This window comes from Shewanella sp. Shew256, from assembly GCF_002196695.1.
GTDB lineage: Bacteria > Pseudomonadota > Gammaproteobacteria > Enterobacterales > Shewanellaceae > Shewanella > Shewanella mangrovisoli.
On record NZ_NAJR01000003.1, the window covers coordinates 118,198 to 133,940 of the forward strand.

Genomic DNA, 15,743 nt, shown 5'->3' on the forward strand with positions numbered 1-15,743 from the left:
GACCGTTGGCGGCATGGATGCCGCCATCGAGCCTATAGGGACATATTCACGGCGTGTCACTGGGGAAACAATGACAATTCATCCTGCACACCTGACGACAAACTTATCTCGTATTGGGGCAAAAAGCTTTTAGCCAATGAACAGTTCAATGGTCGTTAAGATTGCCATTGTTGCAACTGTGACAGCTGGCAGCAGATGCCGCCGTCGAGCCTATAGGGATACTTCTAATTAAATAGAGAGGTGACAGGTTAACACCCGACTAATCCACCTTGTTGTCATCTGCATGTCACTTAAGCTTCATCATTCAGTCAAAGCTCGTCACTAACCTCTAAGGCAGTCAACAGCCGCATAGGGTGAATATGAGATGACTGGAGCTAATTACAGGGGACTTGATCGCACGCTTATCGACGCACTTAAGACTCCCCGTAACTCTTCCCGTAACACTCCTTCCAACTCCTCCGACAATGCTCCATCCAGTGTTAACACTACTTCCTTCTCAACATCACATATTGCCAACGCCGCAAATAACCAAGCCATCACAGTCAACGCCCTCTGGTTATCGGATATCCATCTAGGTTGTAAGGATTGCAAAGCCGACTACCTGTTAAACCTATTAAATACCGTGCGTTGCCAGCACTTGTATCTGGTCGGCGATATTGTGGACTTATGGGCGCTCAAACGCCGCCTGCACTGGCCCGAGAGCCACAATAAGGTATTGCAAAAGCTGATTGAACTGGCACAAAACGGCACTCAGGTGATGTACCTGCCGGGTAACCACGATGAGTTAATCAAGCCCTATGCCGAACTGACACTGCTGAATATCAAAATTGCTCGCCAACATATTCATCAGGGCATTGGCGGCCACAAACTGTTAATGCTGCATGGCGATCAGTTCGATGCCGATGTTTGCGTTGGGCGCTTCTACGCCATCTTGGGCGATCACCTCTACGACTTGTTGCTGTTCCTCAACCGTAATCTCCATCGCCTGCGTGAGCGTTTAGGCTACCCGTATTGGTCACTCGCCAGCTATATCAAATCCCGCGTTGGCAAGGCACAAACGGCTATCGCCCGTTTCCGCCAAGCCGTGGTGAATTATGCGCAGCACTACGATGTGGATGGTGTGATCTGCGGCCATATCCACCAGCCAGAGCTATCGATTCGCCCTCGAGATAACCAATACACCACGCCGGATAAGCGCCAGATAATCTATGCCAATGATGGCGACTGGGTCGAAAACTGCAGCCTGATCACCGAAACCTTAAGTGGGGAATTACAGCTCTGCCGCTGGAACGAGCAAAGCGTAAACCTCGATATTCTGAGCAGTATTGTGCTGGCGCAAACGCCGCCCAAAGCGCCTGTTAACACACCGAAACCTATTCCACAAACTGCCACACACAGCCCAAAACAAGCAGAAATCCAACCAAGGGATGTCGCCTAATCATGAATCCATTAACTCCTCATACCCCAAATGCTGAATCATTAAGCCCTAACACATTAAGCGCCAATGCTTTAACGCAAAACACAGCCACTGGATTGGCGGCCATGCCACAGCCCGCCTTAAAAGCCAGTTCGATGATCTTTACCGTCGATAATGTGGTGGAGCAAAACCTGCCCGCCCTCAAGGACAAACCTTGGTTAGCCAAGCCAACTAAGGCCATGCTGCGTTACCTGTTGAATGAAAAACAATGTAACGAGATAGCCAATCAGTTTGCCTATCTGCAAGGGGTCGATTTTGTCGAGCAAGTGCTCGCCAGCTTCGATTTTAGTTTTACCGTGCCCGCCAACGAGGTCGAAAATATACCCTGCGAGGGCCGCGTGGTGATCTTCGCCAATCATCCGATTGGCTCCCTCGATGCCCTCGCCCTGATTAAACTGGTCAGCGAAATTCGCCCCGATATCAAGGTTGTGGCGAACGAGCTCCTGATGGCACTCGAGCCTTTGCATTCTATCCTGCTGCCAGTGCGTAATATGACGGGCGGCACGCCGAAACAGCACCTCGAAAAAATCCACCAGCATCTGCGTAATGAAGGCGCGGTACTGATTTTCCCGTCGGGAGAAGTATCTCGCCTGCGCCCGAATGGCGTACGCGATACCCAGTGGCACTCAGGCTTTTTAAAGATGGCGATTTCCTGTAATGCGCCGCTGCTGCCAATCTTTTTGGATGCCAAAAACTCCGCCACCTTCTACGGCGCCTCGATGATTTACAAACCCTTAGCCACATTGCTACTGGTCAAGGAGATGTTTAAACAGGCTAAGCGCAATATGCCTATTCGCATCGGCGAGCTTATCCCGAATGAAGCCGTGCGCTCGATGGATTTTCCGCTAAAGACCAAGATAAAACTGCTGAAGAATCATCTGTATCGCATCGGTAAAGATAAAGACCCGCTGTTTATCACCCAAAGCGCCATCGCTCACCCTGAGTCGCGCCGAGATCTGCAAGCCGCGCTGCAACAATGTGAACTCCTCGGCGAAACCCAAGATAACAAGCTGATTTATTTGTATCAGCATCAAGACAGCAACCCCATCATGCGCGAAATTGGTCGCCTGCGGGAAATCGCCTTTCGCGCCGTCGGTGAAGGCACGGGCAAGCGCCGCGATATCGATAAATACGATTCCTACTACCAACATCTGGTGTTGTGGGATAAAGAGCAGTTTGAAATTGTCGGCGCCTATCGTTTCGCCAGCGGCGAGCAAGTGCTAAATCGCTACGGCGACAACGCCCTCTACAGCCAATCCCTGTTCCAATATGCCGACGGCTTTATGCCCTTCGTCAAACAAGGCTTAGAACTTGGCCGCAGCTTTGTGCAGCCCAAATATTGGGGCAAACGCAGTCTCGACTACCTCTGGTTTGGCATTGGCGCCTTCCTCGCTAAACATCCCGAATATCGCTACCTGTTTGGCCCAGTGTCCATCAGCAATCAACTGCCTGGCAGCGCGCGGGAGATGTTAGTGCATTTCTACTCCAAGGAGTTTGCGCCAGCACAGCAGCTGGCGGTGTCCATGTCGCCCTTTGGGCTATCCAAGCAGCGCAAGTTGCAGTTGGATGAACTCTATTCGGGCGAGGATTACCCAAGCCACTTTAAGCAACTCAAACAAATGCTGGCGAGTATGGGCGCCGCGGTACCAACCCTATACAAGCAGTATGGCGAGCTGTGTAAGCAGGATGGGGTGAAGTTTCTCGCCTTCGGGATCGATGCCGATTTCGGCGATTGTGTCGATGGCTTAGTCTTGGTCGATACCCATAAACTCAAAGGGAAAAAGTACCAGCGTTATATCGGCGCCCATTTACCCGAGGACTTACGCAACCCCTTGATGGCGGAGGATGAAACCGAGGAGCAGGATTAGGCCTGTTCATGTCTAAGATATTGGCTAAATAAACATCGGTCTGTTATAAGTATCTGTAATACAGTGCATTAACGATACACGTCCTAGAAAGGGGTTTATCATGCCGATCATTATCGCCGATATTATGCGTACCCGAGTCGTCACGGTCGAAATGGACGATCGTTTAACCGTGGCGAAGGAGATTTTCGAACAGGCAAACTTCCACCATCTGCTGGTGGTGGATGAATATAAACTCGAAGGCGTATTGTCGGAGCGCGACTTGCTGCGTGCCATCAGCCCGAATCTGGGTAGCAGTGCCGAAACCGCTAAGGATCTCGAGACCCTACAAAAACGCGTCCATCAGGTGATGACCCGTAATCCTGTTACCGTTGCGCCGCATGTGTCGCTCGATGCTGCGACGCACACCCTGCTGGAACACAATATTGGCTGTTTGCCCGTGCTCGATAATGGCGATTTGGTCGGGATAGTGACTTGGAAGGATTTACTGCGAGCCTATTGTGAACACAATGAGGTCAATGAAAGCGAGTGCTAACGGCACTCGCTGTCGACTTTATAAACTAGATTGCCCAGCCGCCCATATAGAAGGCCACAAGGCCCAGCGTAATGGCGAGCACGCCTAACTTAAGCTGACGGATTTCACCGCTAAAAATGCGGCCAACCACTAAGGTCACAAAGCCAAGCATAATACCCGTCACAATGTTACAGCTGAGGATGATAAATACGGCGCAGGTTAATCCCGCCATCGCATCGACCTTGTCGTTAAAGTCCAGCTTAGTCACATTGCTGAGCATCAACAGCCCCACATACATCAGCGCAGGCGCCGTGGCATAGGCAGGCACTAAATAGCTAAGCGGCGCTAAAAACACCATCAGCAGGAATAATCCACCCACTATGGTCGCGGTTAAACCTGTCTTACCGCCCGCCGCCGTACCCGCCGCCGATTCGATATACACCGCCGCAGGGGCGCCACCAACGATACCCGCAAACATGCTGCTGACAGAATCTGACGTTAATGCCTTGCCACCGCCGACGATATTATCGTCTTTATCCAGCAGATTAGCTTGCCCCGCTACCGCGCGGATAGTGCCAGTGGCATCAAAAATCGCCGTCATCACCAGCGCCAGTACAATCGGTAATACCACAGGATTCAAGGCGCCCATAATATCCATTTGACCAATCAGCGAGTGCTCAGAGGTAAAATCAGGCACGGCGAAGAAGCCTTGGAATGTCACGCTTGGATCAAACACTAAACCGAACAGGGATAGGCCAATAATCACCAGTAAAATCCCGCCGGGTACGCCGCGACGCTCTAAACCGATAGTGGCCGCTAAGCCCAGCACGGTAGCGATAACAGGCAAGCTGTTAATGTCGCCTAACTTCACTGGCAGACCCGCGTCGTTGGCCACAATCAACTGCACACTGTTAGTGGCAATTAAGAGTAAAAACAAGCCAATACCTATACCTGTACCATGGGCAATCCCCTTGGGTAGGTTAGTCAGCACCCATTGACGCACGCCCGTGACACTCACAACGGTAAAAATCACGCCCATCCAAAAGATGGCGCCTAAGGTCACAGGGATACTCATGCCCTGACCTAACACTAAACCGAAGGCGGTAAAGGCGGTGAGTGAAATCGCACAACCAATAGCCATGGGGAGATTTGCCCAGAGTCCCATCAGCAGTGAGCCAAAGGAGGCGATTAAACAGGTAGCGACGAACACGGCGCCGGGATCGAATCCCGCTTTGCCTAACATATTGGGTACCACAATCACTGAGTACACCATAGCGAGGAAGGTGGTTAACCCTGCAATCACTTCTTGGCGAACTGTGCTACCACGTTGTTGAATTGAAAAAAAACGGTCCAGAAACGAACCTGAGGGTACGGCTGTTGAACTCAATTGCTCAGACATATCTTGTTATACCTTGTGATCTCTTAAAATAGGGTCGATACCAATTGGCTTAACCATTGGCGACGCTGGCTGCGGCAGATTAGAGCCCCAAATCCAATGACTTGGGTGAGAGATCCACATCATTCTCCTACATCGGGAAAAATCCATGATCTGCAAGCAGTGACGCTTTGCATCGTTAAAATGGCTTCAACGACACAAACGCAGCCTTTGTTGGGCGCGGATAATACTGTAAACGCCGCCAGATAGCTAAGACCTCGCCTGCACTTCAGTAAATAATTAGCGAAAAAATTCAAAATCAGTGTTTAAAAAAACGCCTAAACCGCATGACAAACTGCCGAGTTCGATCACAGAAATACAATTAACTCTCTGTCAGTAAAAGCAAAACTTATTGGCTTTTAAAATTTTCATAATTTTTCATATATTGTCAAAGCCCATTCATCCCAGCAGGCAAGTCCATTCACATCTGCCCTTTATAGTGCTCCCATCAAAAATCGCTTTCGAACGGAGCTCTTCCCAATGACAAAGCCCACCATGCAAACATCGGATAAGTCCACACGCAGCAATGAGTTAAAGGCGCTGGGATTCATCATTTTCATACTCTTTCCCGCACTGACGGTCGCGGGGATCAGTCTCTACGGTTTCATCATTTGGATGATCCAAGCCTTCGGCGGCGTTGTCGGCCACTAATTCACTGATACATTGAGGACGCTATTATGAAGTGGTTAATCAACCTCTGGCGCACACTAAACAAACCCACAAAAGCTCTCACCTTAGGCGCTGTCAGCATCAGTGCTTTTATCATGGGCATCATCTTCTGGGGCGGATTTAACACCGCACTGGAAGCCACCAACACCGAAGCCTTCTGTATTAGCTGCCACAGTATGGAAAGCAAGCCTTACCAAGAGTTGCAGGAAACTGTGCATTGGTCGAATCACTCTGGCGTGCGCGCCACCTGCCCCGACTGTCACGTGCCCCACAACTGGAGCCGTAAGATTGCCCGTAAGATGGAAGCTTCCCACGATGTCTGGGGCTGGTTATTCAACACGGTCAACACCCCTGAAAAATTTGAAGCTAAACGCCTCGAAATGGCGAGCCGCGAATGGAAACGTTTCGATCGCGACAATTCTCTGGCCTGTAAAAACTGCCACAACTACAACTCGATCAAGTGGGAAAGCATGTCACCACTGGCGCAAAAACAGATGAAACGCGCCGCCGAAATCGACCAAAGCTGTATCGATTGCCACAAAGGCATTGCCCACCATTTACCTGAAATGGGCACGGCCCGCGCACCCGAACTCATCGCCGAAGTCGGCGCTGGCGTCAGCTCAGTCGAAACCAACCAAACCTACTACAGCGCCCTGACTAAGCCACTGTTCTTTAGTGAAAAAGGTGACGTTGAAGCCGGTACTTTAAACGTTGCGACTAAAGTAAAAGTGCTCGAAACCCAAGGTAAGCGTATCAAAATTGGTATCGATGGCTGGCGTAAGAAAATCGGCGCAGGCCGCGTGATCTACATGGACTTTGGCGTAAACATTCTGTCGGCGCAGTTAAGCAAAGATGCAGCCGAAACCGAAGGTGTTATCCAAACCTTTGAAGAGAAAGAAGACCCAATGACAGGCCTGAAATGGCAACGGGTAGAAGCCCAAATCTGGACCGATAAGGATTACCTGCTCACCGAGCTGCAACCACTCTGGGGCTATGCCCGCGACACGTTCCGCTCAAGCTGTAGTGTGTGCCACACCCAGCCAGATGAAGCGCATTTCGATGCCAATACCTGGCCAGGCATGTTCCAAGGCATGTTGGCCTTCGTGAACATGGACCAAGACACCCAAGCGCTGGTGCAGAAATACCTGCAGGAACATTCGTCAACCTTCGTGAAAAAAGAGCACTAATTCGGGAGTAATACCATGAATAGAAGAGACTTTTTAAAAGGCTTAGCCTCAACCTCTTTCGTTGCTTTAGGTGGCAGCTCAGTGTTAGCGCCCTTAAACGCGCTGGCCAGCACGGGCTTAAATGAAGACGAATGGCTGACCACGGGCTCGCACTTCGGCGCCTTTAAAATCAAACGTAAAAACGGTGTGATTGCCGAGGTCAAAGCCTTCGATTTAGATAAATATCCAACGGACATGATTAACGGTATCCGCGGCATGGTCTACAACCCATCTCGCGTGCGTTACCCTATGGTTCGCTTAGACTTTTTACTTAAAGGCCATAAGAGCAATACCCAGCAACGGGGGGATTTCCGCTTCGTTCGCGTGACCTGGGATAAAGCATTAAAACTGTTTAAACACTCACTTGATGAAGTCCAAACCAAGTACGGTCCATCGGGCTTACACGCGGGCCAAACCGGTTGGCGCGCAACGGGGCAACTGCATTCCAGCACCAGCCATATGCAGCGTGCGGTAGGAATGCACGGCAACTATGTGAAGAAAATCGGTGACTACTCCACCGGGGCCGGCCAAACCATTCTGCCCTATGTGTTAGGTTCAACCGAAGTGTATGCCCAAGGCACCTCTTGGCCGCTGATCTTAGAAAACAGCAACACTATCGTGCTCTGGTCGAACGATCCTTACAAAAACCTGCAAGTGGGTTGGAACGCCGAAACCCATGAGGCCTTCGCTTACCTCGCGCAGCTAAAAGAGAAGGTCAAACAGGGTAAGATCCGCGTGATCAGTATCGACCCTGTGGTCACCAAAACCCAGGCTTACCTTGGCTGTGAACAGTTATATGTGAACCCACAGACTGACGTGACGCTGATGCTGGCCATCGCCCATGAGATGATCACCCAAAAACTTTACGATGATAAATTCATCCAAGGCTACAGCTTAGGCTTTGAAGAGTTTGTGCCTTACGTGATGGGCACTAAAGATGGTATCGCTAAAACTCCAGAGTGGGCGGCGCCAATCTGTGGGGTTGAGCCACACATCATCCGCGATCTGGCGAAAACCTTAGTGAAGGGCCGCACCCAAATCATGATGGGTTGGTGTATTCAACGCCAACAACACGGTGAACAACCTTACTGGATGGCCGCGGTGCTCGCGACCATGATAGGCCAAATTGGTTTGCCCGGCGGCGGCATCAGCTATGGTCACCACTACTCCAGTATTGGTGTGCCTGCGACAAATGCGGCGGCGCCCGGCGCCTTCCCGCGTAACTTAGACGAGAACCAAAAACCCCTGTTCGATAGCACCGACTTTAAAGGCGCGAGCAGTACGATTCCCGTCGCCCGTTGGATTGATGCGATCCTCGAACCTGGCAAAACCATTGATGCCAACGGTTCGAAAGTGGTGTATCCCGATATTAAGATGATGATTTTCTCGGGTAATAACCCATGGAATCACCATCAAGACCGTAACCACATGAAGCAAGCCTTCCATAAGCTGGAATGCGTGGTCACTATCGATGTGAACTGGACGGCGACTTGCCGCTTCTCCGACATAGTGCTGCCCGCCTGCACCACCTATGAGCGCAACGATATCGACGTATACGGCGCCTATGCTAACCGCGGTATTTTGGCGATGCAGAAGATGGTCGAGCCGCTGTTTGAAAGTTTGTCAGACTTTGAAATCTTCACTCGCTTTGCCGCATTGATGGGTAAAGAGAAAGAATACACCCGCAATATGAGCGAAATGGAGTGGATAGAAACCCTCTATAACGAGTGTAAAGCCGCGAACGCGGGTAAGTATGAGATGCCAGATTTTGCCACCTTCTGGAAGCAAGGTTATGTGCACTTTGGTGATGGCGAGCTGTGGACACGCCACGCCGACTTTAGAAATGATCCTGAAATCAATCCATTAGGTACGCCTTCTGGCTTGATTGAAATCTTCAGCCGTAAAATTGAACAGTTCGGTTATGACGACTGCCAAGGCCATCCAATTTGGATGGAAAAAGCCGAGCGTAGCCATGGCGGCCCAGGTTCGGACAAATATCCTGTGTGGCTACAATCTTGCCACCCGGATAAACGTCTGCACTCACAGATGTGTGAGTCGAAGGAATACCGCGAAACCTACACAGTCAACGGCCGCGAGCCCATCTACATCAGCCCTGTGGATGCCAAAGCGCGCGGCATTAAAGATGGCGATATAGTGCGCGTCTTTAACGACCGTGGCCAACTGTTAGCGGGCGCAGTGGTATCGGATCGCTTCCCTAAAGGTGTAGTGCGAATTCATGAAGGCGCATGGTATGGCCCTGTGGGTAAAGATGGCAGCGTCGAAGGCGGCGCCGAAATCGGTGCCCTGTGTAGCTATGGCGACCCGAATACTCTGACCTTAGACATTGGCACCTCGAAGTTGGCTCAAGCCTGCTCAGCCTATACTTGTCTGGTCGAGTTTGAGAAATACCAAGGCAAAGTCCCTAAGGTCAGCTCCTTCGATGGTCCTATCGAAGTCGAAATCTAACCGAGCCCACAAGACGATGCGCCTAGTCAACTAGGCGCATTCCACTGTTAATCTTGAGGAACATGCGATGAGCAACGTCGATATCAATCATGCCAGAGCCTTAGTGTATCAACTGCTGTCTTCTCTGTTTGCCCGTGAAATTGATGAGCCGCGCCTTAAGCAACTCACCAGTGAGCAAGCGCAGCAATTCTGGACACAACTGGGTTATGCGCCCGAGTTTACTGCACCAGTCGCCAGCATACAGAAGGTGCTGAATGGCTTAACGAGCGATGAAGCCTTGCTCGAACTTGCCGCCGATTATTGCGGTTTATTCCTTGTAGGCACAAAGCACAGCGCCTCGCCCTATGCCAGCCTGTACTTGAGCCCCGAGGAAGAACCCTTGCTATTTGGGCAGCAGCATCAACAAATGAGCGAGTTTTTACACCAGAGTAAACTGCAAGTGCAGAGTCACTTCCCTGAACCTGCCGATCACTTAGCCGTGATCCTCGCCTATATGGGGCACTTAGCTTGCCACAGTGAAGATGCCGCCCAGTTAAGCTTTCTAAATGCCTGTATAGACTCATGGTTATCAAAGTTTGTCGCCAAGGTCATTGAGTGTGATAGCAAGCACAGCAATGGCTTTTACAGCGCTCTCGCCACACTCACTCTCGCTTGGGTGCAGCAAGATAAACAGCAGTTAGAACAAGCAATGCATTGATCGCCACCAGCCTAAAGCCCGAGTAGCGTTAAACCCAAGTAGCGTTAAACCCAAGTAGCGTTAAACCAGAGTAGCATTAAGACTCAAGGTGATGGCTCATGTCCCTCCCTAGAATAAATGAACAAAAGCGGCTCCCATGGGAGCCGCTTTTTTATTCCTCGATTTGCATTAGTTAGGCAGAAATACGAGCTGAAAAGGACGACTCACTTATAGAGTTAACCTCTTTTCGCGAATCCTTTGTTGCTAATCCCGTGCAGCTAATCCAGTGTTGCTATCCCTGTGTTGCAAGCCACTGCTCAAGCGCTGTTATCGACGCCTGCCAGCAGGCGGTTAATTCAGTGACCGCCTTGCTATCCAATGCATTTTCCCCTGTGGTGTTGAGTGTTTTCTCCCACTGCTGACAACACACGGTCAGTGCTTTTAGCCCCATGCTGGCACTGCTGCCCTTAAGCGCGTGCAATAGTTTTGCGCCTTCGCTGAAATGCGCCACAGAGCTTAGCGCCGAGAGTCGCTCAATTTGCTCGGCACTGGAGGTTCGATAGAGCGTCAACATATCACTCACGGCTTTCACGCCTAAGACCTCGACATCTTGCTGTAACTGGTTAAGATCTAACAAGGTTTCAGCTTGATGGTTCTGGCGAGTAGGTTCTGCCTTATTCGGCGATGACTCATACGATGAGGCTGGTATTGAAGCAGGCACACGCGCAACACCTAACCATTCTGTCAGGGTTTGCAGGCTCAAGGGTTTAGCTAATACAGTATCAAACCCCGCCTCCCGATAGAGGCTAAGGTCCTCCGTCTGCATCTGCGCGGTAAAGGCGGCAAACTTCACCTTGTCATTGGCGAATAACGCCTTTAACTGGGGTAATAGGGTGAGTCCAGAGCCATCACTCAGTTGGATATCGAGCATCACGGCATCGAATGCCTTATCGCCACTCACATGCGCCAGCGCCTGCTGACAACTGACAGCTAAGCTGGAACTGTGGCCCAAATGCGCCAAAAATCCCTGCGCGACCATGGCATTGACCTTGTTGTCTTCAATCACTAACACCCGCAGGGGATTAACCCGTTTTTGCACATGAGTTTGCGTATCCAATGCCTTGTCACACAGGGTAAAGCTCAGCTCAAAACCAAATTCACTGCCCTTGCCTGGCTCGCTCTTGACCCAAATGCCAGGCCCCTGTGCATCCATCAGTTCAACTAACTGTTTGCAGATGGCAAGCCCTAAGTCTGTCCCACGGCTGCGCCCCTGATTAGGCAATACGCAGTAAGGCATAAATAATTGCTCGCGCACCTCGGGGGCAATCCCCACTCCGGTATCGGCCACCACAAAGGCTAACTTATCGCCTCGAACGCTGACATTGAGACTCACGCCGCCTTCGGGGGTGAATTTAATGCCGTTACCAATCAAGTTAAACAGCACTTGTCTCAACTTAGGGCCATCAATCTGAATACACGCGGGTAACTGGGGGCGATTCAGCCTTAGGCTCAATCCCGCCAAATTGGCGCCCGCCACCATGATCGCCAGCACTTCATCGAGCAGGGCATTGATATCCGTTGGCCGCGGCTCATTGGTTAAATTGCCCTGCTCGAGGCGAGAGAAGTCGAGAATATCGCTCAGCACGGTTTGCAGCAGCGTGCCGCTGTATTGCGACAGCGCGAGCATCTGTTGCTGTGCTGGCGGTAATTGGCTATGGCCGAGCAAGGTGAGCGTCCCGAGTAAGCCATTGAGCGGGGTGCGAATTTCATGGCTCATGGTCGCCAAGAATTGGGATTTTGCCTGACTCGCCTCCTCGGCAACGATTCTTGCCTTAGCGTGGCCTTTGGCCTCCGCATCGAGGCGCAGGTTGGCTTCGGCCAATTCCTGCGTGCGCGTGGCCACGGTTTGTTCGAGGGCCTTTTTATGCTCGGTCAGCTCATCGGCGACCTGGCGTAAATCCGTCTGCAATTTCAGGTTATGGGCGGTTTTTCGCTTAAATGCCTCGATAGCATTGGCCATGGCGGTCAATTCATCGTCGCCGTGGGCATCGAGGCTCACATTGGTGTCTCCTAAACTTAAGCGCGACATGGCTTCGGTTGCCTGATTTAACCTCAAGGCAATGCCGCGATAGATCACCCGATAAACCACAACAGCTATGATAACCAACATTAATATGCCCGTGCCCCACAGCCCCAAGCGGGCGTAAGACAACTGCATTAAGTAATCACTTCGCGCCAGCTCAGCCCGCTGCTGCTGTTGATTAAGCGCACTGTCCACCCGCGTATTGAGGCTATAGAGTTTTTCCGCTAACTCCTGCTGCTGACGCTGTTGGCGCTGCAGGCTTTGGCTCAGTTCTCGCTGTAATTTAATGATTTTTGGGGTATGGAGAAGAATAGCCAGCTCCGCCTTTAGCGCATTGAGCCTGCCGGGGTCGCGGATAAGCTCAGCCACTGTGGTGAGCGCCATTAAATCGATTCCCACCTCTGCCGCTGGCGCCTCAGTGGTCGCCAGCTCGATAGCCGTCCCTTGTTTTGGATAATCTGGATGATTTGGATGATTTGGATGATTCTGCGCCATGGGGTGCGCTGGTGCAGTGCTGGCAAAGGTGGCCAATAAACGGGGAACACTCAATTGCAGTTCGGACTGTAGTTCGGATGCCTCAAATAACTGACTGAGCAGCGCAATTTGATGCACTAACTTGAGTGCGCGGTTGAGCTGCTCCTGCACATCTAACTCTCGCTCAATCACATCATCGAGCAATTGGCCACTGCGTTTATCCCCCGCCATATCCGGATAGGCTTGGCTGAGTTTTGCCAAAATCGCCGACTCGACAACCGCCAATTCGGATTGTAATAATTCAGAGGCACGGCCTGCGGCAACCGATAATTCGCGAGCTCTGAGCTGTAACTCATCGCCTAAGGTAATGCGCTGGCCGACACTCTTACCCAATAAGGTTAATTGCTCGATGATTTGCCCAGCTAATACGGATAGATGATTATCTTCGTTCACATCCAGAGTTAGTAACACTTTGATGCTATTTAACATTGTGGCGCTTTCAAGGCTGAGCTTACGGCCGATAAATTCCCGCTGCCGCTCATCCTCAACTTGGCCTAACTGGGTCACGCCATCGGATAAGGCATTAGAGGCCTGCACTAATTGGCGCGCGGCTTGAGAGGCGGGTAAGGATTCTTCATACAGGTAACTGTCGGCCTGTTTGAGCCAATGCAAACTCAGGCTACCTAAGCTAACCAGTAGCAACAGCAATACCCCAAGCACGCCGAAGGCGAGCATGAGTCTGCCGGTTAAACTACTTCGCGATAAAGATAAAGGCGCCACACTTGTTCCTTCTGTTACAATGCCTTCGAGATAATCACTGTGGATGATACGAGACAATGGGAAAATTTTGGCAAGCTTTGCTCACACTCACCACTTTTGGCCTGTTATGTTTACCTGCAGCAAGCGCCAACAGCCAAACTTGGCCATTAGAGCAACGCCATCCCTTTAATGCCAAAATTCAACAGGCGCAGGCGCTTGATTATCATCCCCTGAGTAAGGCACAACAGGCTTGGCGCATTTGTGCCTTAGTGCCTCATCTTAAGGACGCCTATTGGATTGGCATCGACTACGGCCTGATCCAACAGGCGAAACACTTAGGTGTGTCGCTGGATCTGTTCGAAGCTGGCAGCTACTACCATCAAGATAAACAGCTCGAGCAATTAAGCGCCTGCATGAAGGGAGATTACGACGCGATTTTGCTTGGCGCCGTGAGCCCCAATCTGCTCGAACATTTCTCTGAGCCATTAACCAAACCCGTGCTCGCCCTAGTCAATAAACTCAATGCAGAGCAAGTGCAGACCCATATCGGCGTTAACTGGTATCAAATGGGACTAAGCGCGGGCAATTTTATTAAGGCAGATGCCAAGGCGCATTCGCCCAGCCAGCCGACTACCTTGGCCCTCTTAGCCGGCCCCGAAAACCTAGGTGGTACCGATTTAGTCGAACAAGGCATTCGCCATGCCCTTGAGGGCAGCAATGTCAGCATCAGTGCGATTCAGCATGCCGATAACAATCGCAATCTCTACCGCGACCAATTACAGATACTGCTTAAGGCTCAGCGCCCCAACTATATTCTTGGTAGCGCGGTGGCGATAGAAGCCGCCGTCAGCACCCTCAAACAAAAACAGCTGACGCAAGACATCAAGCTGGTGAGCAGTTACTTATCCCCAGCGATTCTGCGCGGCTTGAAGCGACAAAAAGTGGTATACAGCAATGATGACTTGGTCGTGTTACAGGGCAAACTCGCCATCGATGTCACGGTAAAACAACTCGAAGGCACCGCACCTTTTGGCGATATAGGTCCCGCTATCGTTGAGCGCACGACCACACCAAATACCCTATTAGATCTTAGCGTTAGCCTCGCAGAAGCGGATTTTTATCCCCTGTATCAAGTGCGCCCCTGAGCGCTTTACATAGCGATTAACTCAGCGCTCAACACAATATTTTAGTTAGAGATTAGTCATCCACCTTAGCGGCAAACAAATAGCCCTCACCATGGACAGTGACAAAGAGTTCGGGATTAAGCTTATTACGCAGGCGGCGGATGATGACATCTATGGTTCTGTCATTCACATCCTGATTGCGATGACTGGTTTGCTGCATTAAGCGCTCGCGGGAAAGTACCTGCTGCGGATGCAAAGCAAAGGCGGTTAATAACTCAAACTCGGCCTTAGTGAGCTTGATAAGCTCATCCCCTTGGCGCAGCTTACGGCTGTTTAATTCAAGCCGATAACCTTCAAAACTCATCACATCATCGGGCTCGGATAATTCCTGCACCAACGCTTGTTCGGCTTGTTTTACCAGAGAAATCCGCCACAGTAGGTTTTTAACCCTAACCAATAGCTCCCGCAGCTCGAAGGGCTTAGTCACATAATCATCGGCGCCCATCTCGAGACCAACGATTTTATCAATTGATTCATCACGGCCCGAGACTAAGATAATCCCCACATGGGAGCGGCTACGTAACTCACGGGTTAAACTTAAGCCATCTACCCCGGGCAGGTTAATGTCTAACATAATTAAATCAATATGTTGACGATTAAACTCGTGCCACATCTGCTCGCCATCGGCCGCCTCGACAACGCGGTAACCTTCTTTTTCAAAATACCCTTTCAATCGAGCACGAATCACCGCTTCATCATCGACAACGAGCACACTATAGGCCATGTTCTACATCTCTTATTTTGCTTAACTGAATTATTCATACTTTTTCATATTTGCATATGAGGAAAAGGTAAAATATGCGATCTCCGTTACTTTCTGGCACAAAAAACTGCCGAACTTTTACAGTAACATCAATATGACATATGCTTAGGCATATTGATTGGGGTGAGCACTAACAAACTATGAACAATAAA

At 50.7% G+C, this 15,743-nt stretch carries 11 protein-coding genes; 8 read left to right on the forward strand and 3 right to left on the reverse strand.

Translation table 11 applies throughout. The annotated features are described in order from the left end of the window. Nucleotides 1-364 precede the first annotated feature (364 nt). The 3 genes from B5P39_RS06220 (at nt 365) to B5P39_RS06230 (ending at nt 3,877) form a co-directional block, all read left to right on the forward strand. A complete protein-coding gene (locus B5P39_RS06220; RefSeq protein WP_088210857.1) occupies nt 365-1,438 on the forward strand; it encodes a UDP-2,3-diacylglucosamine diphosphatase in 1,074 nt (357 codons plus the stop codon). 2 nt (nt 1,439-1,440) lie between these two features. After that, nucleotides 1,441-3,345: a lysophospholipid acyltransferase family protein gene (locus tag B5P39_RS06225; protein WP_088210858.1), complete on the forward strand. Its 1,905-nt coding sequence runs from the start codon at nt 1,441-1,443 to the stop codon at nt 3,343-3,345. Nucleotides 3,346-3,445: 100 nt separating this feature from the next. Further along, nucleotides 3,446-3,877, forward strand: a complete 432-nt coding sequence (locus tag B5P39_RS06230; RefSeq protein WP_011716167.1) for a CBS domain-containing protein — start codon at nt 3,446-3,448, stop codon at nt 3,875-3,877. Nucleotides 3,878-3,902: 25 nt separating this feature from the next. On the opposite strand, the gene B5P39_RS06235 is transcribed toward B5P39_RS06230, so the two are convergent. Beyond that, nucleotides 3,903-5,255 (reverse strand): NCS2 family permease, encoded by a 1,353-nt coding sequence (locus B5P39_RS06235; protein ID WP_088210859.1) that lies wholly within the window; start codon nt 5,253-5,255, stop codon nt 3,903-3,905. A gap of 516 nt (nt 5,256-5,771) precedes the next feature. On the opposite strand from B5P39_RS06235, the gene torE reads away from it, so the two are divergent. From torE to torD, 4 genes are all read left to right on the forward strand, one after another. Then, nucleotides 5,772-5,942, forward strand: a complete 171-nt coding sequence (gene torE, locus B5P39_RS06240) for a trimethylamine N-oxide reductase system protein TorE (RefSeq protein WP_011716165.1) — start codon at nt 5,772-5,774, stop codon at nt 5,940-5,942. A 26-nt stretch (nt 5,943-5,968) separates the two neighbouring features. Next, a complete protein-coding gene (torC, locus tag B5P39_RS06245; RefSeq protein WP_011716164.1) occupies nt 5,969-7,147 on the forward strand; it encodes a pentaheme c-type cytochrome TorC in 1,179 nt (392 codons plus the stop codon). Between the two features lie 15 nt (nt 7,148-7,162). Beyond that, on the forward strand, nt 7,163-9,652 hold the full coding sequence (torA, locus tag B5P39_RS06250; protein ID WP_088210860.1) for a trimethylamine-N-oxide reductase TorA: 2,490 nt from the start codon (nt 7,163-7,165) through the stop codon (nt 9,650-9,652). Nucleotides 9,653-9,719: 67 nt separating this feature from the next. Beyond that, nucleotides 9,720-10,349, forward strand: coding sequence for a molecular chaperone TorD (gene torD, locus B5P39_RS06255; RefSeq protein WP_088210861.1), 630 nt, complete (start codon nt 9,720-9,722; stop codon nt 10,347-10,349). A 271-nt stretch (nt 10,350-10,620) separates the two neighbouring features. On the opposite strand, the gene torS is transcribed toward torD, so the two are convergent. Further along, the gene (torS, locus tag B5P39_RS06260; RefSeq protein ID WP_088210862.1) at nt 10,621-13,665 is read right to left on the reverse strand and encodes a TMAO reductase system sensor histidine kinase/response regulator TorS; all 3,045 of its coding nucleotides are present in this window, start codon (nt 13,663-13,665) and stop codon (nt 10,621-10,623) included. A gap of 56 nt (nt 13,666-13,721) precedes the next feature. Here torS and torT point away from each other — a divergent pair, with 56 nt between their 5' ends. Then, the gene (gene torT / locus B5P39_RS06265; RefSeq protein WP_088210863.1) at nt 13,722-14,789 is read left to right on the forward strand and encodes a TMAO reductase system periplasmic protein TorT; all 1,068 of its coding nucleotides are present in this window, start codon (nt 13,722-13,724) and stop codon (nt 14,787-14,789) included. Nucleotides 14,790-14,841: 52 nt separating this feature from the next. Here the strand turns inward: torT and torR are convergent, their stop codons facing one another. Further along, nucleotides 14,842-15,552, reverse strand: coding sequence for a two-component system response regulator TorR (torR, locus tag B5P39_RS06270; RefSeq protein WP_088210864.1), 711 nt, complete (start codon nt 15,550-15,552; stop codon nt 14,842-14,844). Nucleotides 15,553-15,743 lie beyond the last annotated feature (191 nt).